32 protein-coding genes and 1 pseudogene are annotated in these 26416 nt (G+C 35.8%); 8 read left to right on the top strand and 25 right to left on the bottom strand.

The annotated features are described in order from the left end of the window. Positions 1 to 17: 17 nt before the first annotated feature. The 17 genes from rplF to ACVFVN_RS07345 all read right to left on the bottom strand — a co-directional run bounded on the left by rplF (position 18) and on the right by ACVFVN_RS07345 (position 8111). Positions 18 to 563, bottom strand: coding sequence for a 50S ribosomal protein L6 (gene rplF, locus ACVFVN_RS07425; protein WP_165133830.1), 546 nt, complete (start codon positions 561 to 563; stop codon positions 18 to 20). Positions 564 to 582: 19 nt separating this feature from the next. Continuing rightward, positions 583 to 981, bottom strand: a complete 399-nt coding sequence (gene rpsH, locus ACVFVN_RS07420) for a 30S ribosomal protein S8 (protein ID WP_079667189.1) — start codon at positions 979 to 981, stop codon at positions 583 to 585. A gap of 150 nt (positions 982 to 1131) precedes the next feature. Continuing rightward, on the bottom strand, positions 1132 to 1401 hold the full coding sequence (rpsN, locus tag ACVFVN_RS07415) for a 30S ribosomal protein S14 (RefSeq protein ID WP_165133833.1): 270 nt from the start codon (positions 1399 to 1401) through the stop codon (positions 1132 to 1134). Positions 1402 to 1405: 4 nt separating this feature from the next. Beyond that, positions 1406 to 1957 (bottom strand): 50S ribosomal protein L5, encoded by a 552-nt coding sequence (gene rplE, locus ACVFVN_RS07410; protein WP_165133836.1) that lies wholly within the window; start codon positions 1955 to 1957, stop codon positions 1406 to 1408. 10 nt (positions 1958 to 1967) lie between these two features. Next, positions 1968 to 2297, bottom strand: a complete 330-nt coding sequence (rplX, locus tag ACVFVN_RS07405; RefSeq protein ID WP_165133839.1) for a 50S ribosomal protein L24 — start codon at positions 2295 to 2297, stop codon at positions 1968 to 1970. A 19-nt stretch (positions 2298 to 2316) separates the two neighbouring features. Then, a complete protein-coding gene (gene rplN, locus ACVFVN_RS07400; protein ID WP_165133842.1) occupies positions 2317 to 2685 on the bottom strand; it encodes a 50S ribosomal protein L14 in 369 nt (122 codons plus the stop codon). Next, entirely contained in the window at positions 2685 to 2939 is a 255-nt protein-coding gene (gene rpsQ, locus ACVFVN_RS07395) for a 30S ribosomal protein S17 (RefSeq protein ID WP_165133845.1), read from the bottom strand. The genes rplN and rpsQ overlap by 1 nt, the downstream gene beginning before the upstream one ends. A gap of 14 nt (positions 2940 to 2953) precedes the next feature. Further along, positions 2954 to 3139, bottom strand: coding sequence for a 50S ribosomal protein L29 (gene rpmC, locus ACVFVN_RS07390; RefSeq protein WP_165133848.1), 186 nt, complete (start codon positions 3137 to 3139; stop codon positions 2954 to 2956). A gap of 13 nt (positions 3140 to 3152) precedes the next feature. Beyond that, complete coding sequence (rplP, locus tag ACVFVN_RS07385; protein ID WP_165133851.1) at positions 3153 to 3578, bottom strand: 50S ribosomal protein L16; 426 nt, start codon at positions 3576 to 3578, stop codon at positions 3153 to 3155. 85 nt (positions 3579 to 3663) lie between these two features. Next, entirely contained in the window at positions 3664 to 4383 is a 720-nt protein-coding gene (rpsC, locus tag ACVFVN_RS07380; protein ID WP_165133854.1) for a 30S ribosomal protein S3, read from the bottom strand. Positions 4384 to 4391: 8 nt separating this feature from the next. After that, entirely contained in the window at positions 4392 to 4790 is a 399-nt protein-coding gene (gene rplV, locus ACVFVN_RS07375; protein WP_165133857.1) for a 50S ribosomal protein L22, read from the bottom strand. A 2-nt stretch (positions 4791 to 4792) separates the two neighbouring features. Beyond that, positions 4793 to 5071, bottom strand: a complete 279-nt coding sequence (gene rpsS, locus ACVFVN_RS07370) for a 30S ribosomal protein S19 (RefSeq protein WP_079667180.1) — start codon at positions 5069 to 5071, stop codon at positions 4793 to 4795. Positions 5072 to 5073: 2 nt separating this feature from the next. Beyond that, a complete protein-coding gene (gene rplB, locus ACVFVN_RS07365; protein ID WP_165133860.1) occupies positions 5074 to 5895 on the bottom strand; it encodes a 50S ribosomal protein L2 in 822 nt (273 codons plus the stop codon). Positions 5896 to 5918: 23 nt separating this feature from the next. Then, positions 5919 to 6209 carry a 50S ribosomal protein L23 gene (gene rplW, locus ACVFVN_RS07360; RefSeq protein ID WP_165133863.1) on the bottom strand — a complete coding sequence of 97 codons (291 nt, stop codon included), beginning with the start codon at positions 6207 to 6209 and terminating at the stop codon, positions 5919 to 5921. A gap of 6 nt (positions 6210 to 6215) precedes the next feature. Continuing rightward, positions 6216 to 6845 (bottom strand): 50S ribosomal protein L4, encoded by a 630-nt coding sequence (gene rplD, locus ACVFVN_RS07355; RefSeq protein ID WP_165133866.1) that lies wholly within the window; start codon positions 6843 to 6845, stop codon positions 6216 to 6218. Continuing rightward, positions 6836 to 7459, bottom strand: a complete 624-nt coding sequence (rplC, locus tag ACVFVN_RS07350; RefSeq protein WP_456234809.1) for a 50S ribosomal protein L3 — start codon at positions 7457 to 7459, stop codon at positions 6836 to 6838. The genes rplD and rplC overlap by 10 nt, the downstream gene beginning before the upstream one ends. Before the next feature lie 211 nt (positions 7460 to 7670). Further along, positions 7671 to 8111, bottom strand: a complete 441-nt coding sequence (locus tag ACVFVN_RS07345) for a low affinity iron permease family protein (protein WP_456234808.1) — start codon at positions 8109 to 8111, stop codon at positions 7671 to 7673. A 150-nt stretch (positions 8112 to 8261) separates the two neighbouring features. Between ACVFVN_RS07345 and ACVFVN_RS07340 the strand changes: the two genes are divergently transcribed. Together ACVFVN_RS07340 and ACVFVN_RS07335 are read left to right on the top strand one after the other, a co-directional pair. Further along, complete coding sequence (locus tag ACVFVN_RS07340; RefSeq protein ID WP_456234807.1) at positions 8262 to 9242, top strand: hypothetical protein; 981 nt, start codon at positions 8262 to 8264, stop codon at positions 9240 to 9242. Positions 9243 to 9245: 3 nt separating this feature from the next. Further along, positions 9246 to 11924: a hypothetical protein gene (locus tag ACVFVN_RS07335; protein WP_456234806.1), complete on the top strand. Its 2679-nt coding sequence runs from the start codon at positions 9246 to 9248 to the stop codon at positions 11922 to 11924. Positions 11925 to 12001: 77 nt separating this feature from the next. Here the strand turns inward: ACVFVN_RS07335 and ACVFVN_RS07330 are convergent, their stop codons facing one another. Then, entirely contained in the window at positions 12002 to 12748 is a 747-nt protein-coding gene (locus tag ACVFVN_RS07330) for a DUF3667 domain-containing protein (protein WP_456234805.1), read from the bottom strand. Between the two features lie 56 nt (positions 12749 to 12804). Next, entirely contained in the window at positions 12805 to 13605 is an 801-nt protein-coding gene (locus ACVFVN_RS07325) for a class I SAM-dependent methyltransferase (protein ID WP_456234804.1), read from the bottom strand. Positions 13606 to 13794: 189 nt separating this feature from the next. On the opposite strand from ACVFVN_RS07325, the gene ACVFVN_RS07320 reads away from it, so the two are divergent. The 5 genes from ACVFVN_RS07320 (at position 13795) to ACVFVN_RS07300 (ending at position 19789) form a co-directional block, all read left to right on the top strand. Next, positions 13795 to 14811 carry a nucleoid-associated protein gene (locus ACVFVN_RS07320; RefSeq protein WP_456234803.1) on the top strand — a complete coding sequence of 339 codons (1017 nt, stop codon included), beginning with the start codon at positions 13795 to 13797 and terminating at the stop codon, positions 14809 to 14811. A 63-nt stretch (positions 14812 to 14874) separates the two neighbouring features. Further along, a complete protein-coding gene (locus ACVFVN_RS07315) occupies positions 14875 to 15234 on the top strand; it encodes a hypothetical protein (protein ID WP_456234802.1) in 360 nt (119 codons plus the stop codon). A gap of 77 nt (positions 15235 to 15311) precedes the next feature. Further along, positions 15312 to 17693 carry a TonB-dependent receptor gene (locus ACVFVN_RS07310; RefSeq protein ID WP_456234801.1) on the top strand — a complete coding sequence of 794 codons (2382 nt, stop codon included), beginning with the start codon at positions 15312 to 15314 and terminating at the stop codon, positions 17691 to 17693. Between the two features lie 39 nt (positions 17694 to 17732). Further along, positions 17733 to 18293, top strand: coding sequence for a hypothetical protein (locus ACVFVN_RS07305; protein ID WP_456234800.1), 561 nt, complete (start codon positions 17733 to 17735; stop codon positions 18291 to 18293). A 161-nt stretch (positions 18294 to 18454) separates the two neighbouring features. Further along, a complete protein-coding gene (locus ACVFVN_RS07300) occupies positions 18455 to 19789 on the top strand; it encodes a trigger factor (RefSeq protein ID WP_456234799.1) in 1335 nt (444 codons plus the stop codon). 276 nt (positions 19790 to 20065) lie between these two features. Here ACVFVN_RS07300 and ACVFVN_RS07295 read toward each other — a convergent pair whose 3' ends face one another. Next, a complete protein-coding gene (locus ACVFVN_RS07295; RefSeq protein ID WP_456234798.1) occupies positions 20066 to 20938 on the bottom strand; it encodes a M23 family metallopeptidase in 873 nt (290 codons plus the stop codon). Between the two features lie 216 nt (positions 20939 to 21154). Here ACVFVN_RS07295 and ACVFVN_RS07290 point away from each other — a divergent pair, with 216 nt between their 5' ends. Beyond that, the gene (locus ACVFVN_RS07290; RefSeq protein WP_456234797.1) at positions 21155 to 22165 is read left to right on the top strand and encodes an NAD(P)H-dependent glycerol-3-phosphate dehydrogenase; all 1011 of its coding nucleotides are present in this window, start codon (positions 21155 to 21157) and stop codon (positions 22163 to 22165) included. 205 nt (positions 22166 to 22370) lie between these two features. Here ACVFVN_RS07290 and asnS read toward each other — a convergent pair whose 3' ends face one another. The 5 genes and pseudogenes from asnS to ACVFVN_RS07265 all read right to left on the bottom strand — a co-directional run. Further along, positions 22371 to 23819, bottom strand: a complete 1449-nt coding sequence (asnS, locus tag ACVFVN_RS07285; protein ID WP_456234796.1) for an asparagine--tRNA ligase — start codon at positions 23817 to 23819, stop codon at positions 22371 to 22373. A 315-nt stretch (positions 23820 to 24134) separates the two neighbouring features. Next, a complete protein-coding gene (gene rimM, locus ACVFVN_RS07280; RefSeq protein ID WP_456234795.1) occupies positions 24135 to 24677 on the bottom strand; it encodes a ribosome maturation factor RimM in 543 nt (180 codons plus the stop codon). 12 nt (positions 24678 to 24689) lie between these two features. After that, on the bottom strand, positions 24690 to 25247 hold the full coding sequence (locus ACVFVN_RS07275) for a 30S ribosomal protein S16 (protein WP_456234794.1): 558 nt from the start codon (positions 25245 to 25247) through the stop codon (positions 24690 to 24692). 122 nt (positions 25248 to 25369) lie between these two features. Continuing rightward, on the bottom strand, positions 25370 to 25879 hold the full coding sequence (locus ACVFVN_RS07270; protein WP_456234793.1) for a nitroreductase family protein: 510 nt from the start codon (positions 25877 to 25879) through the stop codon (positions 25370 to 25372). 35 nt (positions 25880 to 25914) lie between these two features. Further along, positions 25915 to 26238, bottom strand: a pseudogene (locus ACVFVN_RS07265) (GNAT family N-acetyltransferase); the annotation flags it as partial. Positions 26239 to 26416 lie beyond the last annotated feature (178 nt).

Raw genomic sequence — 26416 nt, 5'->3', positions numbered from 1 at the left:
TTTCTTAAATTTTAAAATTAAGCAGATTTACCGGCTTTTCTTCTGATGATTTCACCTACGAATTTCACACCTTTTCCTTTGTAAGGTTCAGGTTTTCTGAAAGATCTGATCTTTGCAGCCACCATCCCAAGAAGTTGCTTATCGTGAGAAGATAGAGTAATAATAGGGTTCTTACCTTTTTCTGTCAATGTATCTACAGTAACTTCTTTTGGAAGTTCTACAACGATACCGTGAGAGAAACCTAGAGCCAACTCTAATTTTTGACCAGAGTGTGATGCTCTATAACCAACCCCTACAAGTTCTAATTGCTTAGTAAATCCTGTAGAAGCACCAACAATCATATTGTTGATAAGCGCTCTGTATAGACCATGAAGCGCTTTGTGTTGCTTAGAATCTGATGGACGAGATACTGTGATTTGTCCATCTTTTTCTTCAATCGAAATTCCTTCTGTTAACTCTTGAGAAAGTTCTCCTTTCGGTCCTTTAACTGTAACGATACCATTTGTATTGGAAATCGTAATACCAGCGGGAATTTCTATAATTGCTTTACCAATTCTTGACATTATTTCCTAGTATTAAAAATTAATAAACGTAGCAAATTACTTCGCCTCCTACTTTTTCTTCTCTTGCTTTCTTGTCTGTCATCAAACCTTTTGAAGTAGAGATGATAGCGATACCTAAGCCGTTAAGAACTCTTGGAAGTTCTGCAGTACCTTTGTACTGACGTAGACCAGGTCTAGAAGCTCTTTGGATAGATTTGATAGCGGGCTTGCTAGTTTGTTTGTCGTACTTTAAAGCGATTTTGATAGCTCCTTGAACACTGTTGTCTTCAAACTTGTAGTTTAAGATATAACCTTGATCAAAAAGAATTTTCGTAATCTCTTTTTTGATTTTCGATGCAGGAATTTCCACCACTTTGTGGCCTGCGCTTTGTGCGTTCCTTACTCTAGTTAGGAAATCTGAAATTGGATCTGTTACCATTTCTTTATTATTATTTGGTTAAGGATAGCTAGTTTTGACTTCTGATGTCAGATTTCGGACATCGGATTACAAATTTGACTTTGTAATCTGATGCCGTCTATCTTATATCTAAGAGTGCCAACTTGACTATCTAGATTAATTTTGTGTTGACTACCAACTTGCTTTTTTAACTCCAGGGATTAAACCTGCATTGGCCATTTCTCTGAAAGTTACTCTCGAGATCCCGAAAGTTCTCATGTAACCTCTTGGACGACCTGTAAGTTTGCAACGGTTGTGTAATCTTACTGGTGAAGCATTTTTTGGAAGTTTTTGTAGCGCTTCATAATCTCCAGCTTCTTTAAGAGCTTGTCTTTTTGCTGCGTATTTAGCTACTGTAGCTTCTCTCTTGCGCTCACGCGCTTTCATTGATTCTTTAGCCATTTCCTTAGTTCTTTTTGAACGGTAAACCGAAGTGAGTTAATAATGCTTTAGCTTCTTTATCTGTCTTTGCAGTTGTCACGAATGTAATGTCCATCCCTTGGATTTTCTTTACTTTATCGATAACGATTTCTGGAAAGATAATTTGTTCGGTAATACCTAAGTTATAGTTACCTCTACCATCGAAACCTTCTGCTTTGATCCCAGAAAAATCTCTAATACGCGGAAGCGCTGAAGAAGTTAATCTGTCTAAGAACTCATACATTTGGTTTGCTCTTAGTGTTACCATAGCACCAATTGGCATACCTTTTCTAAGTTTGAAATAAGCTTCGTCTTTTTTAGACACAGTACCCACTGCTTTTTGTCCAGTGATAGTTGTTAATTCTTCTACAGCATAGTCAACAATTTTTTTGTCTTGTGTAGCTGCACCAAGTCCTTGGCTCACAACTATCTTCACTAATTTAGGCACTTGCATTACTGATTTGTACCCAAATTCTTCCATCATTGCAGGAACAATTTTGTCTTTATATGCTTGTTTGGGTCTTGCGATATATTCCATTGTAATCTAATTATAAAGTTTCACCAGATTGTTTTGCAAATCTTACTTTCTTGTCACCGTCTACTTTGTAACCAACTTTAGTAGCTTTTCCTGTTTTAGGATCAACTAACATCACGTTAGAAATGTGGATAGATGCTTCTTTTTCAACAATCCCACCTTGAGGGTTTTGTGCAGATGGCTTAACGTGTTTTTTTACGATGTTAAGACCTGCTATTATAACTCTGGCGTCTTTACCTTCTTTCTTTATCACTTCAATAACTTCACCAGTTTTACCTTTGATTTCTTTTCTTCCGGTAGTGATGATGACGTTATCTCCTCTTTTGATTTTTAACTTTGTCATTTTCTTAAAATTTTAAAAATTAAAGTACTTCAGGAGCTAATGAAATGACTTTCATATATTCTTTATCTCTAAGCTCACGAGCAACTGGTCCGAAAACACGTGTTCCTCTCATTTCTCCAGATGCGTTAAGTAATACACAAGCATTATCTTCGAACTTGATGTAAGATCCATCTTTTCTACGAACTGCTTTTTTTGTTCTTACTACGACTGCTTTAGAAACTTGTCCTTTTTTGGCATTACCTGACGGAGTAGAATCTTTGATAGTCACTACGATTTTGTCTCCTACAGATGCATATCTTCTTCTGGTACCTCCCAGAACTCTGATAACCAATACTTCTTTAGCACCAGTATTATCAGCTACTTTTAATCTTGATTCTGTTTGTAACATTACTTAGCTCTTTCTATGATTCTTACTAATCTCCATCTTTTGCTCTTGCTCAAAGGTCTTGTTTCAGAAATTAAAACAGTGTCCCCTTCGTTGCACTCGTTGTTCTCGTCGTGTGCGGTATATTTTTTCGTTTTCAAAACGAATTTACCGTACATCGGGTGCTTCATTTTCATGGTTTCACTAACAACAATGGTTTTTTCCATTTTGTTGCTGGAAACAACTCCGATTCTTTCTTTTCTTAAATTTCTTTCCATTGTAAAATGAAATATTATTGTTTGTTAGTTAACTCAGTATTAAGTCTAGCGATTGTTTTTCTTAAATCTCTGATCTGAATTGGATTTTCAATCGGACTGATTTTATGTGCTAAAGTTAATTTGTTAAGGTTAGCTTTAGCTTCAGCTAGTTGATTATTCAAATCCTCAACGCTTAAGTTTTTGATGTCAGCTTTTTTCATTGTCATTCAGATATTAAAGAGGTTTAACAAAATCGTTAGCAACTACAAATTTGGTAACTACTGGTAGTTTTTGAGCTGCTAATCTCAAGGCTTCTTTTGCTACGTCGTAAGGTACACCACCTACTTCGAACATAATTTTACCAGGTTTAACTACAGCTACCCAATATTCCACAGCACCCTTACCTTTACCCATACGTACTTCCGCTGGTTTTTTAGTAATTGGCTTATCTGGGAAAATTTTGATCCATAGTTGACCTTCTCTTTTCATATATCTTGTTGCAGCGATACGTGCAGCTTCGATTTGTCTTGCAGTGATCCAAGCGCCTTCTGTAGCTTTGATCCCGAACGTTCCGTATGCAAGTTGACTACCTCTTTGGGCAATCCCCTTCATTTTCATTTTATGAACTTTACGGAATTTGGTTCTTCTTGGTTGTAACATAATTTAAATTTTAGATTTTGGATTTTAGATGTTGGATTTTAAAAAAGTAACGGTAATTTAAAATTTAATGGTCTAAAATTTTGAATTATTTTTTATCTCTTGAAGGTCTTCTGTTATCTCGGTCACCTCTAGATGGTCCTCCTTTTTTAGGTTGTCCCACTAGTGGAGAAAGATCTCTCTTACCATATACTTCGCCTTTCATGATCCACACTTTTACACCTAGTTTACCATATTGTGTAAGTGCTTCTCCGATGTGATAGTCAATATCTGCACGGAAAGTTGACAATGGGATTCTTCCGTCTTTGAAAGATTCTGATCTTGCCATTTCTGCACCATTCAATCTACCAGAGATTTGAACTTTGATACCTTCTGCTCCCATTCTCATTGTAGAAGCGATTGCCATTTTCACAGCTCTTCTATAAGAGATACGGTTTTCGATCTGCTTAGCGATGCTGTCTGCTACTAGTACTGCGTCTAGTTCTGGTCTTTTGATTTCGAAGATGTTGATTTGGATATCTTTTCCTGTCAACTTCTTCAATTCTTCTTTTAGTTTGTCAACTTCTTGACCTCCTTTACCGATGATAAGACCTGGTCTTGCTGTTGTAATAGTTACAGTAACTAATTTAAGCGTTCTTTCAATAAAGATTCTTGAAATTCCACCTTTAGATAATCTTGCTTCAAGGTATCTTCTGATTTTGTAGTCTTCAGCGATTCTGTCACCGTAGTTTTTTCCACCAAACCAGTTTGAATCCCATCCTCTGATGATACCTAATCTGTTACCAATTGGATTTGTCTTCTGTCCCATACCTTGAATTAGTTTTCTTTATTACCTAAGATTAATGTAACGTGGTTAGATCTTTTTCTGATTCTGTAACCTCTACCTTGCGGTGCCGGTCTTAGTCTCTTTAATTGTCTTGCACTATCCACAAATATTTCTTTCACGATAAGGTTAGCTTCTTCGATATCAGCACCTTCGTTTTTCGCTTGCCAGTTGGCCATAGCTGAAAGAAGTAACTTTTCTAATTTGTTAGAAGCTTCTTTCTTTGAGAATTTAAGGATATAAAGAGCTTTGTCAACATTCTCTCCTCTGATGATATCAGCAACTAATCTCATTTTTCTTGGAGAAGAAGGACAGTCGTTCAAACTAGCTTTTACCACATCTTGGTTAGCTGCTTTTCTTGCTAATGCGCTATCTTGCTTTCTTTTTCCCATGATTATCTGCTACCTTTATTTTTGTTACCACCGTGACCTCTAAAAGATCTTGTCGGAGAAAATTCACCTAACTTGTGTCCTACCATGTTTTCAGTAACGTAAACTGGAACAAAAGTTTTCCCGTTGTGTACTGCGATGGTTTGGCCTACCATGTCTGGAGAAATCATAGATGCTCTAGACCATGTTTTAATTACAGTCTTTTTGTTAGACTCGATGTTTGCTTGTACTTTCTTCTCTAATGTATGATGAATGAAAGGTCCTTTCTTAAGTGATCTTGCCATAATTATTTTCTTTTAGATACGATGTAACGGTTAGACACTTTGTTTTTCTTTCTAGTTTTGTAACCTTTAGCTGGCATACCGTTTCTAGATCTTGGGTGACCTCCTGAAGAACGTCCTTCACCACCACCCATTGGGTGATCAACAGGGTTCATAACAACCGCTCTTGTTCTTGGTCTTCTACCTAACCATCTGCTTCTACCTGCTTTACCAGATACAGTAAGTTGGTGATCGGAGTTAGATACAGATCCAATCATTGCGAAACATTCAGTAAGGATCATTCTAGATTCTCCTGAAGGCAATTTGATGATTGCGTATTTACCATCTCTTGATGTTAACTGAGCTGAAGATCCAGCAGATCTAGCTAATGTAGCACCTTGACCTGGTTTCAATTCGATACAAGAAATAACTGTACCTAATGGAATGTTTTTCAATTTCATTGCGTTACCGATGTTCGGTTCTACGCTTTCTCCTGAAATGATTTTTTGATCAACTTTAATTCCGTTTGGAGCGATAATATATCTTTTCTCTCCGTCTGCGTATTCAACTAATGCGATGAAAGCAGTTCTGTTCGGATCATACTCTACAGTTTTTACCGTAGCTTCAACATCGAATTTGTTTCTTTTGAAGTCGATAATTCTGTATTTCTTTTTGTGTCCACCGCCGGTGTAACGCATGGTCATTTTACCAGTTTGGTTACGTCCACCTGACTTTTTAATACCAACTGTTAGAGATTTCTCTGGTTTGTTGGTAGTAATTTCCTCAAAATTGTTAACAACTCTGAATCTCTGTCCCGGGGTGATAGGTTTTAATTTTCTAACAGACATTACTATTATTTATGATTAATAAATTAATTTACTGCAAAAATATCGATTACTTCTCCAGCTGCTAAAGTGATAACAGCTTTCTTTAATTTGTTGGTTTTACCAACTTGTAATCCTTTTTTTGTATATTTTGAAGAGACTTTAGGCGCATAAATCATGGTTCTAACGTCTGCCACTTTAACACCGTAAGCTGCTTCTACCGCTGCTTTGATTTGGATTTTATTCGCTCTAGTATCAACTAGGAAAGAATAAGCACCTCTCAAATCTGTAAGATAGTTCGCTTTTTCTGAGATAATTGGTTTAATTATAACTGACATGATTTCTTATTTCTTTAAGTTTTCTTGAAATTTTTCTACTGCACCTTCTAAGAACACAATCTCTCCTGCGTTAACTAAGTCATAAGAACTGATCTCGTTATAAGTCATCACTTTTGTCTTAGGTAAGTTTCTTGAAGATAGATACACATTCTTATTAGCTTCTGCTAAAATGTAAAGAGATTTTTTTCCTTCAAAACCTAATGCATTGTTCAAGTTGATAAACTCTTTAGTTTTAGGCGTTTCGAAGTTGAAAGCTTCTAATACTTTAATAGAGTTATCTCTCATTTTTTGAGACAATACAGATTTTTTAGCCAATCTCTTAAGCGCTTTGTTCAATTTAAAACGGTAATCTCTTGGTTTTGGACCAAAAACTCTACCCCCACCTTTGAAAGTTGGCGATTTGATATCACCATATCTCGCAGATCCTGAACCTTTTTGCTTTTTAAGTTTTCTTGTAGAAGCCGTAATTTCGCTTCTTTCTTTTGATTTATGAGTACCTTGACGCTGAGCAGCAAGATATTGTTTCACTTCTAAGTAAACCGCATGCTGATTTGGCTCAATTCCGAAGATCGCTTCGTCAAGAGTTACTTTTCTTCCGGTTTCCTTTCCTGATGTATTTAATACTACTAGTTCCATTTTCTGATAATTACATAAGAATTTTTAGCTCCCGGAACAGCACCTTTTACTACTAAAAGATTTTGCTCTTCATCTACTTTTAACACTTGAAGGTTCTGTACAGTCACCTGCTTACCTCCCATTCTTCCAGCCATTCTCATCCCCTTGAATACTCTTGAAGGATCTGATCCCGCACCGATAGAACCTGGAGCTCTAAGTCTGTTGTGCTGACCATGAGTCGCCTGCATTACACCTCCAAAGTTGTGTCTTTTAACAACCCCTTGGAAACCTTTACCTTTTGAAGTCCCTGTTACATCAACATACTCACCTTCAGCAAATAAGTTAACTTTAACTTCTTCTCCTACTTTCGCATCAGCGAATCCATTATGGAATTCAACCAATTTCGCTTTAGGAGCTGAACCAGCCTTTTTAAAATGACCAGCTAACGCTTTTCCAACGTTCTTCTCACTCTTGTCATCGAAACCTAACTGCACAGCCTCGTAGCCGTCGTTCTCAATGGTTCTGACCTGTAAAATCGAGCATGGACCAGCTTGAATAACTGTACAAGGAATGTTTTTTCCTTCTTCGTTAAACAAAGATGTCATACCGACTTTTTTACCAATAATACCTGACATTGTTTAATATTATATTCTTAATTCTTGTATTAACACTCAGCATTTTACGGGTTTTTGTAATGTTCTATGTCTGAAATAGGCATACTCCTTCCCTAAAATGAGTGTGCAAATGTATGAATATTTTAATAAACTCCAAAAAAAATTTAAGAAATTATTTGATTTTTTGATAGTTAGCCTATTTTGAACAAACTTTACAGTCAAAGGCTTGCGATTAAGTATTTTTAAGTTTTGCTGAATGATTTTTCACAGCTGCATCTATCGAATGTGATTTATGAATATCGGATTCTTTCTTTGCTAATTCTGCTAATTTCACAAAATAAATATGCAGCTGATCCAGATCCTTCTCCGTGAGATCTTCTATATCCACCATACGATTGCTAGCCTCTTTGCTGGCTGCTATCAATTCATTAAGTTTAATTTGTAAAGCTTTAGAATCTTTGTTCTGTGCTTTTTGGATAAGAAACACCATAAGAAAAGTAACAATTGTCGTTCCCGTATTAATTACCAATTGCCAAGTATCAGAATAATGGAAGAAAGGGCCAGAAGCCACCCAAATTAAAACAATAAGTAAAGCGCCCAAAAAAGCATTGGAACTTCCAGTGAAAAAAGTCGCCCAATTCGCAAAACGTTCAAAAAAATTTTTAGATCTCATAATTTCATCGATATAATTAGCAAAACGTCGTCCAGCAAAGCAAGACTTTATTATCTTCGTAAGTTAAACAAAACTACAAAATGTTTTGACCAATTTTCATAATTAAATCCTTAACATTTTGAAAGTTGAGTCAAGAAACAAATAAAAAAAATGAAACATATATATTGGTTTTTCTTACTAATCATTTTTAGTTCTTGTCAAAAAGAAGTGAAGCACGACTACGGATTTTACTATTGGCGAAGCAATTTTGATCTGAGTAAAGACGAAACAAGACTTCTTAACCAATCGAAAGTTCCGGTCTTATATACGCGTTTTTTTGACGTGCAGAAAAAAGGCAATGCTTACGAAGCAGTAGGCGTTCTTCAGAAAAAGCATGAAAATTCGGTTTCAAAGAAAATTGTCCCCGTCATTTTTATAACGAACGAAACCTGGTACAAAATTTCAAAAAAAGACATTACATTCCTTGCTCAGAAAACTACAGATCATATTAATAATCTTGCGAAAAAATTTGATTTTAAATTGGAAAACGAAATCCAAATTGACAGCGACTGGACAAAAAGCACAAAAGACGATTATTTTTTATTTTTAAACGAATTAAAACGGATTTCAAAAAAAGACATAACCTCGACGCTACGACTTCATCAAGTGCGGGACAAAAAAACAATGGGTATTCCGCCAGTTAAGAAAATGTATTTGATGTGTTACTCAACCTCTTCGCCCTTGGAAAACTCGGATAAGAATTCCATTTTAGATTTAACATTATTGAAAGCCTATCTCCGCGACCTTGAAAATTATCCTGTAAAACTAGACATCGCTTTACCAATTTATTCTTGGGGAATCGTCACCAACCATCTTGGAAAACACAAATTGATAAATGCCATAAAAACTTCAGATTTAGAAAATAAAAATTTTGAGAAAATAAATCCCAACACTTACAAAGTACTAAAAGATGATTTCTATTTTGGCATGTATCTCAACAAAGGCTTCGAGATAAAAATTGAAGAAGTCCCAGAGTCTGATATTTTAGAAAGCATTAACTTTATCGATACAAAACTGAACTATCCTTATCCTATTATATATTACCATCTGGACAATCAGTTTACACAACATTATAAAAACCTAATAAAATAACCTATGAAAAAAATTGGAATTGGCGTTCTTTTAAGCTTCGCACTTCACCAACAGTCACAAGCTTGCTCTTGGTACGATCCAGACTACGAATATTTCAACATTTTCACGCAGAGCATTATTAAAGACAAATCATATTTACCTTTTTTACTCACCTACTCCAATCGTTTTTATGAAGGCTCAACGCATGTACATGACGAAAATATTGAAGCTTGGCAAAAGTTCTTTGGAAACAAATTCAATTATGCGGAGACAGAATATCTGGTAAACAAAATCTCTTATGCAGAACTTAACCAATTCAAAAAAGGAACTGGCAACAATCCTTTTTTATCAAAATTGGGTTCTAATTTTTACAAGCAATATCAGGAAGCCATCGACTATCTTTTGGAAGCCAAATATCTGGAACCTTATATGCAGATCAAATATGTTGAGAGCCCGAACAGTTTTTACTATCGAGAAAATGATAATCCTGTAAATGCTACCAATCTGGATTATGCCAAAACAATTTTAGCATTAACCAATCTTTATAATGCCGCAAAAAATCCCGAAATAAAACTAAGATACGGCTATCAACTTGTAAGGTTTAACCATTATACACAAAACTATCAACAGGCGATTGACAGTTTTAAAAAATATGTTGAGCCTTTAAAATTAAAAACAGCACCTTATTTTTTAGCATTGGATCAAATGGCTGGCGCGCAACGTGGCCTCGGAAATGGACAAGAAGCCAACTGGAATTTCTTCAAAGTTTTTTCTTTTTCAAAATCGAGAAAAGAGTCTGCTTTTGTATCGATGAAATTATCGGACAGCGCTTCTTTCAAAAACATTATGAACCGCGCGCAATCGCCAGAAGAAAAAAACATGGCCTATTTTCTTTTGGCTTATCAAGATTATAACAACCCGATTCCTGCTATGGAAAAGATGTACGACATCGATCCCAATTCGGAAATCCTGAAAGTTCTGGCAGCACGAAGCATTAATGATCTCGAACGCAGTTATCTTCCTACCTACTATAATACAACTTTAGAAGAAAACAATACAAGCACAGAAAACAAAACTGATAATAAAGAAACGTCTTCTACAACAACAGAAACCAAGAAAACCGACGTTTCGTTGTGGGACAAAATTGTCAACTTTTTCAAAAACCTATTTGGAGGAAATAGCGACAATCCAACCGAAAGAAGTAGCGACCAAAGCGACAAATCTTATCTGAATAACCCTAACAGAATTCCGTTTTTCTCGGCTAATGACAATTTGTGGAGCGACAACGATAAAGTCATCAACTACATCGAGGATTTGGATAAATTTATCAATAAAACAAAAGACAAATCCAATGACGAATATTGGAAAATTGCTTCGGCATATCTCAAATTTTTGAAAAAGGATTATGATGAAAGCATGGACATCCTCGGCTCCATTAAAACAAACAATCCAGAATACATTCAAGAAATCAATAAAATGAAAGCCTTGAACACGATTGTCTCGCAACCGAAAATAGATGCGGCTTTCGAAGACAAATTAATGACCGAGTATAAAGACTTCTTTGTAAAACCCGAAAAAAAGAAAGACAGCGTGGATTATTACGACTATCCTACACCTTCGACTTCGGATTTCTTAGTGGACATTTTAGCAAATCGATATTTTCTGCAAGGTGAAGATGGCAAAGCCTTTTTGATGAACAACCGACTTTCGGATTTGCAATTCAGTCCCAACTTAGAACTTGCCAAAAAGCTGGAAACTTTCATTAAAAAAGACAACAAAACAGCTTTCGAGAAAACAGTCATCGAAAAAAACATTGACATCAAAGGAAGTCCAGAAGCCTTCTTCAATCTTATCTATGGCGATCAAGAAATGCGAAATGCCAACTTTGTAAAAGCCAAAGATTATTATTCAAAAATTAAAAACTTTGGCGGACTCCACGCAATTAGCTCATTTTATTACGACGAAGAAGAAGCGCCAAAACTTGACCCAACCGTTTACGATGGTTTTAGCAATATTTCGTCTTTGGTCTTTGGACACAACATTTGGGAAAGCTTTAGCAGTTCTGAATCTGAAAGTATGAAAGCCGAAAATTACATCTCAGAATTCCCAATGATAAAATCCAATATGAACAAATTGGAATTGGCAACAACATTGGTTGAGCTACAAAAATTAGGTTCAGCAAATGGCCAAAAAGCGGCCAACGCCAATCAACTTATTGGTAATATGTTGTACAACTCTTCTATTTTGGGATATTATCGCGAACTTTTTGTGATGGATCTTAACAATGCTGGGTGGAACAAATATGATTTTTGGAAAACCGACACACCGTACAAATATTACTATAAAAACTATTCGTACACGAGTTACATCAAACCAGAGAATTTTGATTTGTCGATTAATTTTTACAAAAAAGCTTTAAATCAAACTTCGGATAAAGAACAAAAAGCAAGAATCCTTTTCCAAATGGCAAGCGCCGAACAAGGCAAATATTACCAATGGGAAAACAAACAGGATAGCAACCTGAAATGGGATGATCCAAGTTACGAGCAAAAACAAAAGACCTTTGATAGCATGCTTAACAAAACCAAAAATGATAAGTACCGTACTTATTTTGCTCAGTTAAAACAAAATTATGCCGATACGTCGTCTTTCAAAAATTTGCAAAGCAGTTGTCTTTATTTTAAATATTATACCACGAAGTAAACTTAACATTAAAAAAAGCGGTCGCTCTATTCTGAGGCCGCTTTTTTATGGGAAATCGAAAATAAAAAAAATCTTTTTTAGCTTCCGGATTTTACAAAACCTAGTATTATTCCAAAAAGAATTGAAAAGAGCATATACGAAACGATAACGCCAAGACTTCTCAATATTAATGAGGTTTTTGAATAATGATATGCCGAAAAAAATTGTTGGTAAAACCAAAATGCATACACCAACAAAAGAATATTGATAAGACTAAAAATAATCGTCAATACATATATATTGCTATAAAAAATTGTCAACAGCACAAACAACAAATTCATCAAAGATTCCACAACGGTTTTATAAGAGTTTAAAACAAAATGTTCTGTGAGATTGAGTTTTGCTTTTCGGAACCATAAAAAACTAAAAACCGAATAAAGCGGAATTGTTAAAAGCAAAAGTGTTTTGGGATATTTTTTCGCAAATTCTTCAAGTCCGCTCACAGCATCTTTCCCACCTTCGGGCATCAGGTCGGCTTGACTTACCAAAGCATATTCTCCAAAAAAATGTGTCATTGCCAGAATAATCAGCAGCAAACTTACAAAACTGAAATAGCCTACCCTTTTACCATTAATAAACTCCCGAACGCTGTGTCCCGGTCGTGTGAACAATTCTTTGATTGTGAAAAAGATGCCATTGTCAACATGCCAAATACCGTGAATTAAATCATGCGTAACAAAATGCTTGAGCGAATACCGGTGGATATTTGCCTTTTGTCCACAGTTTGGGCAAAAGTTTTCAGAAATTGAACGATCACAATTAAGGCAATTACTGGGGTTTTCCATCAAATTTTAAAATTCAGATTTTTAGTTCGTAATATGTCAGCGCAATGTTAATTGTTTTATTTCTTTTCTGCAAGGATAGAATACAGAATCGGAAGCTTTTCTCCGAGATGTTTGACTCTATATTGTTTTGGTGCGACTTCTATTGAGTTGTTAAAAATATTGTAAGGCGAATAGTCATATTCTTGAAAGTCAGATAGTGTCAGTCCATTTTTTAGCAAGCTGCTGACCACTTCGCTCATGCTATGATTCCAAGTCACGGAAGATTGTGAAATACTCGCATTTTTGTCGGCATAAGTTCCGTTTTCTGTTTCGACAATCGGTGCTACATTAAAATAATTGTAGGCAACTTTTGTAAAATCATCATCAAACATCCAAACGAGAGGATGAAACTCAACCATCACAAATTTCCCATTTGGTTTTAAAAAATTTGAAATTAAATTTCCCCATTTATCCAAATCTGGAAGCCACATAATCGTACCATAACTTGTAAATACAATATCGAATTCTTGATCTAAATAATTTTCTAAATCATACAAATCACAGCAAATAAAGCTTGTATCAACTTTGGTTTGCTTTGCAATTTCCCGAGCGCTTTCAATAGCTTTGTCTGACAAGTCCACGCCAGTAACTTTGGCGCCAAGTCGGCTTAAGGATATCGTATCTTGACCAAAATGACATTGCAAATGCAAAATAGACTTCCCTTGAAGATGACCCAGCAGTTCCAATTCGATTGGATTTAATGAGCTTTCACCTTTCAAAAACCCTTTAAGATTATAGAACTCCGATTTCAAATGTGTATCCAAACGATTGTTCCAAGAGGCCTTATTAATTTCTATGTAATTATTGTCTGTTGTCATATTAATTAATGTATTAGAATGATTGGGCAGAATCAAATATAAACATTAGTAAAACCTGCTTAAACTATTTTTAAATAAATTTTAAACTTTCCAATCGATACTTTACAAATAAAATATAAAAAGACTTGCATTTTTTGCTATGGAATGTTAACTGCCGTTTCCTATCTTTGCAATCCAAAATCAAAACCAATGTTCTCAAAAATAGTTGTACACAAAGTCGGTAACAAAATCAATGGTGATGCGTTAATTCTTTCTCAGGACGAGTTGGATCTTCACGAAGACATGAAGGAATTGCTCGGAACTATTTTCCTCAGCGCTTTCAAGTCGGAAGAGCAGTTTCATTTTTACAGCGATTCTTATTTGGTGAACAATCCTGTGTACAGCTCTGTTACAGAGATTTTTGAAGACAAAAACAAATTCCTCTGGGAGTCCGAAAATATTGCAAAACACCTTTATGAAGCTGCAGAAAATCCGCGTGTTATGAACGGTGAATTGTTCATAGTTTATTTCGATGCAGAAGAAAATCCCGAAGGTGGAAAGATTGACAAAATAGGAATCTTCAAAACAGAAAAGAAAGAAGCTTTCCTAAAAATCCAACAAAAAGACGAGAATTTTGAAATCGAAAAAGACTTCGGAATCGGGCTTTCAAAAATTGATAAAGCCGCTTTAATTTATAATAACGATAAAGAATCTGGCTACATCTTGTCCGTTGTGGACAACAACAAAAACGGCGATATGTACTATTGGTTCGAAGATTTTTTAAAAGTAAAGCAACGCGACAACGACTATTTTCACACCCAAGAAACTTTGTCGGTTTACAAAGATTACATTACGACACAATTGCCACAGGAATTCGAGGTTTCCAAAGCAGATCAAGCGGATTTCTTGAACAAATCCATCAACTTTTTTAAAGAAAAAGAAGAATTCAAATACGATGATTTTGTCAACGAAGTTTTGGTTGACGAGCATGTTATAGAAAGTTTTTCCAACTTCAAAACCGATTACGAAAACGATATGCAGATGAGCATTTCTGAGGATTTCCCAATAAGCACAGCAGCGGTTAAAAAACAGCAAAGACACTTCAAATCTGTTATTAAATTAGATAAAAATTTCCACATCTATATCCACGGCGATCGTCAAAAAATTGAGCAAGACCAAGATGAGAAAGGTCGTTTCTACAGACTTTATTACGATGCAGAAAACTAATTCGTAACAAAATCCGTTAACAATAGACCAATCGGAAAGACTTAAAAAAGTTTCGTTTTTAAAATGATTAAAACCCAACAACATCAAAAATCCATAATTTCTGGCTTTATAGCGGGATTATATCTGTTGTTGCTTGTGTTTTCTCCGTATTTGCATCAACATCATGCAGATTCTTATTTTGGTTTTTCAAACACCAAAAACCCAAAGTTTGAAAATATTTCTCAGAAAAAAATAGGTAGTGCAAACGATTGTTTGGCATGTCATTTTTCAACGACCAACCACAGTATTGCACCGAAAACTTTTGAATTTAAGATTTATAATTCATTTTCTGAAAAACCAGAATTTTCTCATCTTAAAGAAAATTCCTTAAGTGTTGAAACCACACGTCTTTACCTTCGTGGTCCTCCGGTTTATCAGCTTTAATTCGATTTTATTAAAAAAATCTGTAATTCTCAGTTACAGAAATTTCGTGTATTAAACTGATATTCAATTCAAATAAAATGAATAAAATTTTAAAACTTCTACTCTTTTTGGTAGGAGTCACCCACCATGCCCAACAATATAATATTGCTGGTGTGGTAAAGGATTTCCATGACAAAACGGCTCTAAGAAATGCTAAAATTGTTATCGGAACATCAACTACAACAACCGACAACAATGGAAAGTTTGAGATAAAAAATCTAAAATCCGATGTATATACTATAATTGTTACACATCCAGATTGTGATGCTTATCAATCCAACATTGAGCTTAGCAAAAGTCTAAATCTCGAAATCCTTTTAGAACATCACAGCAATGAGATTGAGTCCATAACCATACATGCTGCGCACAAATCCAAAGGCGCCATTATTGTAAAAACTTTGGACCAATCGACTATTGAGAAAAATGCCACCGAAAATCTAGGAAATCTGTTGACCAAAATATCTGGCGTCAGCACTTTGAAAACGGGTAACAGCATTGCAAAACCTGTAATCCACGGAATGTATGGCAACCGAATTTCGATTATCAACAATGGTGTGAAATTGGCCGAACAAGAATGGGGCGTAGAGCATGCGCCCAATGTTGACATCAACAATTTTGAACACATCGACGTCATCAAAGGAGCATCTGCTCTAAAGTATGGTACCGATGCTGTTGGCGGTGTGATCGTCCTAGAACCTGAAATTTTCAAAAAGAAAGACAGTCTAACGGGATCAGCCAATATTTCGGGAATTTCTAACGGGCGAGGATTAGGATTAGATTTAAAACTTTTAAAAACCTGGCAAAATGCTTGGGCTATAAAAGTAAATGGAAGCTTCAAAAAACTTGGCGATTTATCGACACCCGATTATAATCTGATGAACACCGGAATGGATTTTTCGTCATTTAATATAAGTGTTCAGAAGAACGAGTTCAAGCAAGGGATTTCTTTTGATTATTATGTCACTAATCAGAATTTAGGCATCTTCCGTGGTTCTCATGTGGGCAACGACAAAGATTTTTATCTTGCTATGACGACGCCACAACCGATCTACATGAGAGATTTTAGTTATTCTATCGACAATCCACGTCAGGAAATAGCACATCACATTGCTAAAGTTTCGGCTTTCAAGCGTTTTGAGCATTTTGGTAAAGTATCGGCAACCTATAGTTTTCAATACAATCATCGACAAGAATTCGATATCCGTCGTGGAGATCTTAAGAATACGCCGAGTATGGATTTGGAATTGATAACCCATCAATTAAATCTAAACGATTTGCTGGAACGCGAAAAATGGTCTTTGGAAACTGGCATCGACTTGATATATCAGAACAACTATTCGAATCCGAAAACCCAAAGTCGTCGTTTGGTTCCTAATTATGATAAATATTCGGGAGGCCTATATTCAATTTTTAAATATAAAATCGCAAATAACTTTCAAGCGGAAATCGGTGCACGTTATGATGTAACACATTATAATGTAACGAAATGGTATGACATCAAAGATTGGACAACTAACTATGCTAAAGATTTTTCGGAGTTTTATGTAAGAACCAATCAAAACAGAGTTTTGACCAATCCTATTCTCAATTATCACAATTTGTCTTATAATGCAGGATTAGACTGGAAAATTTCTCCAGAATTCGGCATCAAATTCAACTATGCAAGAGTGGAAAGAACGCCTAATATTGCAGAACTTTTCGCCGAAGGTCTTCACCACTCTGCTGCTATTATTGAAAAAGGAAATATGCGTTTGCAAAATGAGAAAGGTGATCAGCTCAATCTTTTGATAGACGGAAAACTTCATCTGCTTGGCGGTTTAGACTTTAGTATTAATCCTTATTATTTTGCTACGAACAATTTCATCAACCAAATTCCGACAGGCATTCAGCAAGCGACACAGGTTGGGCCTTTCCCTGTTTGGGAGTATCAACAAATTAATGCTAAAATGTATGGCGTTGACTTGGACATCAATTGGAAACTGACAGACAATTTAACGTATCGTGGACGCGGCACTTATCTTTATGGACAAGATACTACACACGATGAGCCGCTTATTTTGATGATGCCAACCAACTTCAGCAACAGTTTAGAATTTCATAAAAAAGAATGGAAAAACTTAAGTTTAAGTCTAGAAAACAAAACGGTGTTACGACAAAATCGTTTTCCAATACATAACTCTGAAATCGTATTTTATGAAGATGGCGAGGAGATTACGAAAACTGTGGATTTTAGCACACCGCCTGACGGATATAGCCTTTGGAATATACAAGCTGGATTCAATTTAGCCAAAAATTTATACATTGGCGTAAGCATTCAAAATCTATTTAATAAAAGTTACCGCGATTATCTCAACCGACTCAGATATTTCTCGGACGATTTGGGACGTAACTTTATCTTCAATATTCGGTACAATTTTTAGTACAATCAAAACAATTCAAAATCAAAACTTTTAAGAAAAATGAAAAATATAATTTCAATCCAAAAACTAAGTTTATTATTAATAACTTCCATCTTCACAATCTTTGTTGTATCATGCAACCGGGACAACGATATAGAAGATGATTTTCCACAAGAAGAAATTACAAATATCATCTTACACATTACCCATGACGCAACAGGAACTACACAAAACTACAATTACAGTGTTGGCTCTGGATCTGCTCCGGCAATTAAACTGGAAGACGGTGCAACATACATTGTTAATGCACAATTTATGAATGGGAACGAAGATGTAACTAATGAAATTAATCTTGCCAAAGACGAACACTTTTTAATTTATGATTTCCCAAGATCCACGATTAACCTTGAACGTCTTGACATCCCAAATAAAGATGGAATAAAAATCGGTTTAAAAACAAAATGGACTGTTGTAAAAGCGGTGAAAGACTCTTCACCAAAATTAATTATGACTTTGATTCATGATCCATTATCTTCGAGCGAGGCACAAAACGGTAGCGCATGGGGAAGCATCTCAGGTGGCGAAACCGACTCGGAAGCAACATACGGTATTACGAACTAAGCGATTAATAATCAGAATTTTTGCTAAGATGAATTCAATTTAAACCAAAAAATTAAAATTAACATATTTTATGAGCGATTTGCTGACATTAGACCCAAGTTTAATTTTGCGAATCGCTCTTTTTTGACTATTTTTGCAAACTAAAATTTCAATTATTAAACATGAACGTTACAGCACAAAATCACGATGAAGTAAGTGCATTACTTACTGTAACATTGGATAAATCAGACTACAAAGAAAAAGTTGAAAAAACATTGATTAACTACGCTAAAAACGCGCAAGTTCCTGGATTCAGAAAAGGGAAAGTGCCATTAAGCATGGTTAAAAGACAATACGAAGCTGGTATCGCTTTTGAAGAAATCAACAAACAAGTTTCTGAAGCGTTAAACAACTATGTTAACGACAACAAACTAAGACTAGTTGGTCAACCAGTTCCTCAACCAATGAACGAGTTCGATTACAACGCAGACCAACTATCTGTAGGATTCGAGATTGGTTACGAACCAGAATTCACTATCGATCTTTCGAAATACGAAGCACCACACTTCCAAGTGGAAGCTTCTGATAAAGAAATCAACACAAGTGTAGAAAATATGCAAAAGCGTTTCGCTGAGCGTATCGCACAAGACAAAATCGGTAAAGACTCTTACGTAGCTCTAGAAGTTAAGCAAGTTGTAGAAGAAGGCGCAGAGGGCGAACACAACCACGCACCAAAACAAGTTACAGCTAGCAAAGAAACTAAAGAAGCTTACGCCCTAGTAAAATCTTTGAAAAAAGACGAATCTGTAAAAGTTTCTAAAGAAGACCTTATCGCTAAAGAAGACCTTGCTAAAGAACTAGGAATTTCTAAAGACGAAGCTGAAAACATGCACCACAACGAGGTTGAAGTAACTGTTAAAGACATCTACGGTCTAGACTTAGCAGAACTTAACCAAGACATGTTTGACAAAGTTTACGGTAAAGACGAAATCAAGTCTGAAGAAGAACTTAGAGAGCGTGTTAAAAAAGAATTAGACGAGTATTTCCAACAAAACGCTGACGTATACTTCGTTAACAAAGTCTTGGAACAAATCACGGAGAAAGAAGAAATCCAACTTCCAGAAGCATTCTTGGTAAAATGGTTAATGTTCTCTAACCAAAATATCCAGTCTGAAGAGCAGGCTAAAGAAATCTTGGAAAACGAGAAAAGCCAAATCAAATACCAAATCTTGGAAGGTAAATTGATGACACAAAACGAAATCAATTTAGAATACAACGACATCTTAGCACAAGCTGAGCAATTGGTAAGAAACCAGTTAGCAATCTACGGTATCCACCACCTTTCTGACGAAGAAATCCAAAAGTACGCAGTTGAAATGCTGAAAGACGAAAACCAAATCCGTCAAATTTCCTCAGAAGTGGCAATGGCTAAGTTGAAAGACGCGATCCTTGACAAAGCTTCGAAAAAAGAAACAAAAATTTCTCACGATGAGTTTCTTGAAGAACTTAAGAAATAATTAAACTTATATTACAAAGTCCCGACACTAAATTAGTATCGGGACTTTTTTATTTGGGGCGTGCCCCGTTGTTTTCTCCTAAGCGAAGCCTTGCAAAAACAAGCGGGTCGGTCTACGCGCAGTCGCTGTTTTTGTTCGGGGCTTCCACTCCGCTCCGCCACCTCACAAAAACGAGCTCCAACAATGCGCTCCCCCCTCACGCAAATTCAGCATCAATATAAAGATTCTCATTCTTTAGTTCATAAAAAAACCTCTAAAAAAGAGGCTTAATATAATTTATAAATTCATGAACAGTTTTGGATTAACCGGCGTATTATTTCTGTGAACTTCATAATGCAGATGAGGCCCTGTTGAACGTCCAGAATTTCCAGATTTGGCAATAACCTCACCAACCTTCACTTCTTGGTTGGCAGACACAGCAATGCTCGACAAATGTCCATAAAGTGTTGCTAGACCATTGGCATGCGAAACAATCACACAGTTACCATAGCCGCCTTTTTGTCCAGCAAACAAAACCTTACCAGCCGCCGCAGCGACAACATCCGTTCCGTAAGCTACCGCGACATCAATCCCCTTATGGAACTGCATTTGGTCTTTTTCAGCAAGCGCATTTTGATCCGCTTTTGAATTGTCTTTCAAAGCAGAAATATTTGCCAAAGAAGTACTATCATTAGCTGGTTTCAATGCTTTAACAGAAGCAAAAACAGTTTTGAAAGGAATTGGATTTTTTCTAATCCCGAAGTTAGAAGAAATATAACCTGAAGTTGGAACGCCTAGCGGCACTTGTTGCAGCTTCTTCTCTAGATCCACCAAATATTGGCTATAACGATTGGACTGTTTGGAAAGGTAAACTTCGTTGGCTAAGCTATCTTTGGCAAGACTTTCAATTCTTAAATCAGACGCATTTTTTGACACCAAAAAAGCATTGATATTGCGAACCACTTGGTCCACACTTAATAGATTTTCCTTGAGCTCGCGGTGGTCAATACTATCTTTAGTAGTATTAATTTTCACGAGGTTAACTTGATAATTTTTATCATCTCTATCTGCATACAACTTACCAATAACAAAAGATTGTCCAAAAACAATCAGCAGCAAAGCCGCCAAAATAATATTTGTTTTTTTGTTACTTCTAAAAAATCTCTTCATATTTTCTATGCTTAGTATATAACTTAATAACGACCTGCAAAATTAATTATTTTTTGTAACATATAGATTTACAATATTATGTTTAACAAATTTTAATTATTTTTTAAGACTATTAAACACGGAACCCGTTATAACTATTGATTTGATATTGATTAATTTTCTTTTTAATATTATAATTGTAGCTTTGCATTATTAGTGAATTTAAGTGAATTAAAAATGGCTAAATCAAAACCATCGCAGTTGCCGAGAGTCGGTGTTGTAGGAAGTGGAAGCTTTGCAACGGCAATTGTTAAAATGCTTACCGAAAACTGTAAAACGGTGCATTGGCACGTCCGAAACGAATTTGTAAAAGGTGCCATCCAATTGCGGGGACACAACCCAACTTACCTTCCAATGGTAAGCTTCAATCTTAAACAATTAAAACTAACGACCGACATCAATGAGTTGGTGGAATCTTGTGATATTATTGTTCTAGCAACGCCTTCGATTTATCTAGCTGCGACTTTAGAACATCTTAACTGCAATTATAAAGACAAGTTATTCTGTTCTGCCATCAAAGGTATTGTCCCAGAATATAATGATATCGTTGCCAATTATCTTCGTGATAAATTCCAGATTGGTTATCGCAATCAAGCTGTAATTGCTGGACCTTGTCATGCTGAAGAAGTTGCTATGGAACGTTTGTCTTATTTAACGATAGCTGCCGCAGAAGCTCAGGATTCTGAAACATTGGCTAAAATATTTTCATCGTTCTATATTAAAGTTAACCAAAGCTGCGATATTCTTGGCAATGAGTACAGTGCCATTCTAAAAAACATCTACGCCATCGGCGCTGGTATTGCAAGCGGCTTAGGCTACGGCGACAACTTCATTGCGGTGTATGTTTCGAATGCCATTCGCGAGATGGAAACTTTTTTGGAAGCCATTTATCCAGAACCGCGCGATGTTAACGAAAGCGCTTATCTTGGTGACCTTTTGGTAACAGCATACTCGTTGTTCTCGCGTAACCGAAACCTTGGAAATCTTATCGGAAAAGGCTACACCATAAAATCGGCCATCCAATCTATGAACATGGTTGCAGAAGGCTATTATGCTACCAATGGTATCTATAGCATTTGTAAAGAAAAGAAACTAAAACTTCCGATTATCAATACAATTTTCGCTGTTCTTTATGAAGAAAAAAATGCGGAAAAACAGTTTGCTAAATTAACAGACAAATTGACCTAATAATGACAGACTTCTAGCCCCGATGGCAACGGCATCCTTTGTGGTTGGCGCGAGATGACAACTAGGACTTTTGTCCAAAAGCCTTCTATCGAGCGACAAGTACAAAGATATAGTGGACAGCGGGAAAAAGCTCCTAATAATAGCGATAAATAAAATCCGCCTTTCAAAAATTTGAAAGGCGGATTTTTGTATTTTAAAAACTGAATTAAAATTCAGCGCTTTTGGGTGTTCTTGGGAAAGGGATAACGTCGCGAATATTGGTCATACCTGTGATAAACAACACCAAACGCTCTAATCCTAAACCGAATCCTGCATGTGGCACAGACCCGAACTTGCGCGTATCGAGGTACCACCAAAGCTCGTGCTCGTCAACATGCATATCTGTCATTTTTTGTTTTAGAATATCATAACGCGCTTCACGTTCTGACCCACCGATAATCTCGCCAATGCCTGGGAACAATACGTCCATCGCGGCTACGGTTTTGTTATCTTCGTTCAACTTCATGTAAAAAGCTTTGATTTCTTTTGGATAATCGAACAATACAACTGGACTTTCGAAGTGTTTTTCAACTAAGAAACGCTCGTGCTCCGATTGTAGATCTGCGCCCCACTCTTCGATTGGATATTGGAATTTACCTTTTTTGTTTTCTTTAGAATTTAATAAAATGTCAATAGCTTCTGTGTAAGAAACTCGCTTGAAACGCTTAGATACAACATTTTGTAATTTCTCAATAAGACCTTCTTTTGCTCTTTCTTTCTCGGGTTTTGTTTTTTGTTCTTCTGCAAAACGCTTATCCAAAAATTCTAAATCATCTTTACAATTTTCAAGACAATAATTAATGACATATTTCAAGAAATCTTCTGCTAAGTCGATATTATCTTCCAAATTATTGAAAGCCACTTCTGGCTCTATCATCCAAAACTCTGCTAGGTGACGCGTTGTATTAGAATTTTCTGCACGGAAAGTAGGCCCGAATGTGTAAATCCTTCCCAAGCCCATTGCTGCAGTTTCGCCTTCCAACTGACCAGAAACCGTAAGGTTGGTCTTTCTACCAAAGAAGTCTTGGCTATAGTCGATCGCGCCGTCTTCGTCTCTAGGAATATTATTTAGATCAAAGTTGGTTACGCCAAACATTTCTCCCGCTCCTTCTGCATCGGCTCCCGTAACAATGGGTGTGTTGATATAGAAAAATTGGTTTTGGTTAAAATACTGGTGAATTGCAAAACTAATAGCATGGCGAATTCTGAAAACGGCTCCAAACAAATTGGTTCTGAATCTAAGATGCGCTTGCTCGCGTAGTTTTTCTAAACTATGTTTTTTAGGTTGCAAAATTGTCGATTGCAATTCCTCGGTAAAGTTTTCTCCAAGAATTGTAATTTTTTTCGCAATGAGTTCTACAGTTTGCCCAGCACCTTGACTTTCTACCACTTCACCAGTTATTTTCAGAGAGGCTGCTGTATTGATATTTTTGATAATGTTTTCATCAAAATTTTCGAAGTCTACTACCACCTGCAAATTATTGATGGTAGAACCGTCGTTAAGTGCAATAAAACGATTAGAACGGAATGCTCTAACCCAACCGTAAACTGTAATGTCGTGATGTAAAACTTTCTTGTAATCTGTTAAAAGATCTTTAATTGTTTGCTTTTTCATTATCAAAAATTAATGTCCACAAAGTTATGAAATTAATATGCTTCTGCCCATTAACTATTGCAGTAAATATTTTTTTTAAGAGATTTTTCTTGTCGAATTTTTCTTGCGTGGTAACAACTAAAGTATCGTAATGCTATTTTGGAAAAAATAACAATAAAAACTCATCTTAAAAATAAACTTTAAAAATCTTTAGTAATAATTCCTAACAATTGAAATTTCAAAATCTCTAAAATAACGCAAGAAATCGTGATAGAGTTTTGTTTTTTAATACGATGAAAGAAAATAAATATTTCGAGAAACGAGATAATTTAGAAATTACTCATCTTTTTTGGAATCCGTTAAAAAAACATCCATCAAACCATCTGGCAATTGCATTTGGATATATTTTTCGTCACGGTTAACTTCAAGAATCCAATCTTTGATAATCGGAATAACAACATCACGATCTGCCAATTTTAACATAAAATAATGTTGAGCCGTTTGGTCATTCACAGATTGAATTATTCCACAAGATTTTCCATCTTCTTCGCGAATCTCGAAGCCGACAATCTCGTGATAATAAAATTGTTTACCGGACAGTTTCGGTAAAGTCGTAAGAGGAAGATAGACATCTTTCCCAAGAACCTGTTCTGCTAAAGCTTCGGTAACATTTTTGAACAAAATATTAAGCGCATCAGCCTTGCTCCAAGATGTTTTTTCAATAAAAAAAGGAACCAATAATCCGTTGATTTCAACGAATATTGATTCCAATTTATTGTAAAGTTCGGGTTGATCGGTATCCAATTTCAGGATCACGTTACCCGCTAATCCGTGCTTACGCGTAATTTTTCCTAAAAAGTAACAGTCTTCCTTACGCATAATATCAGATTACTAAGCTTCTGTATTTTCTTCAGCAGCAGTTTCTCCTTCTGCAGGGGCTTCTGTAGTTTCTTCAACTGGTGCGTTAGCAGCTTCTTCAGCAGCTTTTGCGTCAGCCTCAGCTTGTGCAACTGCAGCCAATCTAGCTTCGTTTACTTTAGCTTCAGCTTCCAAAGCAGCTTTTTTAGCATCGGCTTTTGCTTTAGCCAAACCTTCAGCTTTACCTTGTACTTTTGATTCTTTACCTTCTACCCAAGCAGCGAATCTCTTCTCAGCTTCAGCTTCATCGAAAGCACCTTTAGCAACACCACCTTGTAAGTGTTTTTTGTAAAGAGCTCCTTTGTAAGATAAAATTGCTCTAGCAGTATCAGACGGTTGAGCACCTTTGTTTAACCACTCTACAGCAGCATCAACATCCAAATTGATAGTTGCAGGGTTAGTAATAGGATTGTAAGTACCGATTTTCTCGATGAATTTACCATCTCTTTTAGCTCTTGAATCTGCTACTACGATGTGGAAAAAAGGTTTACCTTTTGACCCGTGTCTTTGTAATCTAATTTTTACTGACATATTGTTTTAATTTTTGGGATCACGTCCCGGTTAAATTTTAATAGTGTGCAAAGATAATAAATTCTTTTAATTTTAAAATTAATTATCAAAACTATTTTATTTAATCTAAAAAAATCTATCAACTACAAACTTCCCATATAGAAAAGCCCTAGACATTTTTGATTTTCTTCAATTTTCAAAGATTCTTGGAGATGATTGACCACAGCCGAAGAACTCCAATAGCACCCAATTCTGTTGGCTGTACATGTTAGATACATATTTTGCACAGCCATCGCTGTAGCAGCAATTTCTTCCCACTCGGGCACCAAAGGGCTGAACTCACAAACGATAGAAATCACAATATTGGCTTTGCTTATTTTGAAACCAATATCCTGATATTTTTTCTCTAAAAAAATTTGTGGTGGCGTTGTGTTTTTATAAATCGATTGTAATTCTTCGCCTAATAACTGCTTTTCTTCACCTCGAAAAACCTTGAAACGCCAAGGTTTTGTTCTCTTATGATTGGGCGCCAAAACTGCTGCACCCAAGATATCTTCCAAAATATGCTCCGGAATTGGCGCTTCTGCGTAATCTTTTGGAAAGACACTTCTTCGCTCTTCGATGATATGTTTTAAAATTTTCGCATTTTCCATAATACAAAAATACGAATAGATTAGCGATTTTTAATTTAAGTTTTATAAATATAGTATTGTACAGCTTCCTGATTATCAAGCAATATATCTTTACAATATGTCATGCCGCAATTCTCCAAAACCTTTATTGATGCCAAATTATCTTTCATCGCACGTCCGATAATTTCGTTGAGATTCAACACAGAAAAAGCACAATACACACAAGCCTTGGCTGTTTCGGTTGCAATGCCTTGATTCCAAAATTCTTCAAAAATACGGAAACCCAAATCCACTTCATGCGTTTGAAAATCTCTTTTTAAGCCACACCAACCTAAGCATTCTAGCCTTTGCTTATCGACAATTGCCCATCTTCCAAATCCATGTTTTTGGTATTCTTTATAATTTTGAAGAAAATTTTGCGCTTCTTCCTCCTCAGAAAAAGCTTTATCACCAGTATATTTTAAAACATAGGATTACTATTAACTTCAAAAAAGAATGACGCATCATTTTCTGTTAACTCTCGAAGAAAAAAACGATTGGTTTCAATTATAATCTTAA

The sequence above is a fragment of the Soonwooa purpurea genome (assembly GCF_053891095.1).
This window is presented reverse-complemented; position numbering and strand designations above follow the sequence as displayed.

Bases quoted from the DNA above. Each gene is read 5' to 3' on its own strand.
- ACVFVN_RS07345 (WP_456234808.1), bottom strand. From the start codon at position 8,111: ATGAGATCTAAAAATTTTTTTGAACGTTTTGCGAATTGGGCGACTTTT.
- rpsC (WP_165133854.1), bottom strand. From the start codon at position 4,383: ATGGGACAGAAGACAAATCCAATTGGTAACAGATTAGGTATCATCAGA.
- rpsQ (WP_165133845.1), bottom strand. From the start codon at position 2,939: ATGGAAAGAAATTTAAGAAAAGAAAGAATCGGAGTTGTTTCCAGCAAC.
- rpsH (WP_079667189.1), bottom strand. From the start codon at position 981: ATGGTAACAGATCCAATTTCAGATTTCCTAACTAGAGTAAGGAACGCA.
- rplB (WP_165133860.1), bottom strand. From the start codon at position 5,895: ATGTCTGTTAGAAAATTAAAACCTATCACCCCGGGACAGAGATTCAGA.
- ACVFVN_RS07295 (WP_456234798.1), bottom strand. From the start codon at position 20,938: ATGAAGAGATTTTTTAGAAGTAACAAAAAAACAAATATTATTTTGGCG.
- rpmC (WP_165133848.1), bottom strand. From the start codon at position 3,139: ATGAAAAAAGCTGACATCAAAAACTTAAGCGTTGAGGATTTGAATAAT.
- rpsN (WP_165133833.1), bottom strand. From the start codon at position 1,401: ATGGCTAAAGAATCAATGAAAGCGCGTGAGCGCAAGAGAGAAGCTACA.
- ACVFVN_RS07300 (WP_456234799.1), top strand. From the start codon at position 18,455: ATGAACGTTACAGCACAAAATCACGATGAAGTAAGTGCATTACTTACT.
- rpsS (WP_079667180.1), bottom strand. From the start codon at position 5,071: ATGGCAAGATCACTTAAGAAAGGACCTTTCATTCATCATACATTAGAG.
- ACVFVN_RS07290 (WP_456234797.1), top strand. From the start codon at position 21,155: ATGGCTAAATCAAAACCATCGCAGTTGCCGAGAGTCGGTGTTGTAGGA.
- ACVFVN_RS07320 (WP_456234803.1), top strand. From the start codon at position 13,795: ATGTTCTCAAAAATAGTTGTACACAAAGTCGGTAACAAAATCAATGGT.
- ACVFVN_RS07340 (WP_456234807.1), top strand. From the start codon at position 8,262: ATGAAACATATATATTGGTTTTTCTTACTAATCATTTTTAGTTCTTGT.
- ACVFVN_RS07325 (WP_456234804.1), bottom strand. From the start codon at position 13,605: ATGACAACAGACAATAATTACATAGAAATTAATAAGGCCTCTTGGAAC.
- rplD (WP_165133866.1), bottom strand. From the start codon at position 6,845: ATGGAACTAGTAGTATTAAATACATCAGGAAAGGAAACCGGAAGAAAA.
- rplE (WP_165133836.1), bottom strand. From the start codon at position 1,957: ATGGAATATATCGCAAGACCCAAACAAGCATATAAAGACAAAATTGTT.
- rplW (WP_165133863.1), bottom strand. From the start codon at position 6,209: ATGTCAGTTATAATTAAACCAATTATCTCAGAAAAAGCGAACTATCTT.
- rplX (WP_165133839.1), bottom strand. From the start codon at position 2,297: ATGACAAAGTTAAAAATCAAAAGAGGAGATAACGTCATCATCACTACC.
- ACVFVN_RS07330 (WP_456234805.1), bottom strand. From the start codon at position 12,748: ATGGAAAACCCCAGTAATTGCCTTAATTGTGATCGTTCAATTTCTGAA.
- ACVFVN_RS07270 (WP_456234793.1), bottom strand. From the start codon at position 25,879: ATGGAAAATGCGAAAATTTTAAAACATATCATCGAAGAGCGAAGAAGT.
- rplP (WP_165133851.1), bottom strand. From the start codon at position 3,578: ATGTTACAACCAAGAAGAACCAAATTCCGTAAAGTTCATAAAATGAAA.
- rplF (WP_165133830.1), bottom strand. From the start codon at position 563: ATGTCAAGAATTGGTAAAGCAATTATAGAAATTCCCGCTGGTATTACG.
- ACVFVN_RS07275 (WP_456234794.1), bottom strand. From the start codon at position 25,247: ATGTCAGTAAAAATTAGATTACAAAGACACGGGTCAAAAGGTAAACCT.
- ACVFVN_RS07310 (WP_456234801.1), top strand. From the start codon at position 15,312: ATGAATAAAATTTTAAAACTTCTACTCTTTTTGGTAGGAGTCACCCAC.
- asnS (WP_456234796.1), bottom strand. From the start codon at position 23,819: ATGAAAAAGCAAACAATTAAAGATCTTTTAACAGATTACAAGAAAGTT.
- rplV (WP_165133857.1), bottom strand. From the start codon at position 4,790: ATGGGAAAAAGAAAGCAAGATAGCGCATTAGCAAGAAAAGCAGCTAAC.
- ACVFVN_RS07315 (WP_456234802.1), top strand. From the start codon at position 14,875: ATGATTAAAACCCAACAACATCAAAAATCCATAATTTCTGGCTTTATA.
- rplN (WP_165133842.1), bottom strand. From the start codon at position 2,685: ATGTTACAAACAGAATCAAGATTAAAAGTAGCTGATAATACTGGTGCT.
- rimM (WP_456234795.1), bottom strand. From the start codon at position 24,677: ATGCGTAAGGAAGACTGTTACTTTTTAGGAAAAATTACGCGTAAGCAC.
- ACVFVN_RS07305 (WP_456234800.1), top strand. From the start codon at position 17,733: ATGAAAAATATAATTTCAATCCAAAAACTAAGTTTATTATTAATAACT.
- ACVFVN_RS07335 (WP_456234806.1), top strand. From the start codon at position 9,246: ATGAAAAAAATTGGAATTGGCGTTCTTTTAAGCTTCGCACTTCACCAA.
- rplC (WP_456234809.1), bottom strand. From the start codon at position 7,459: ATGTCAGGTATTATTGGTAAAAAAGTCGGTATGACATCTTTGTTTAAC.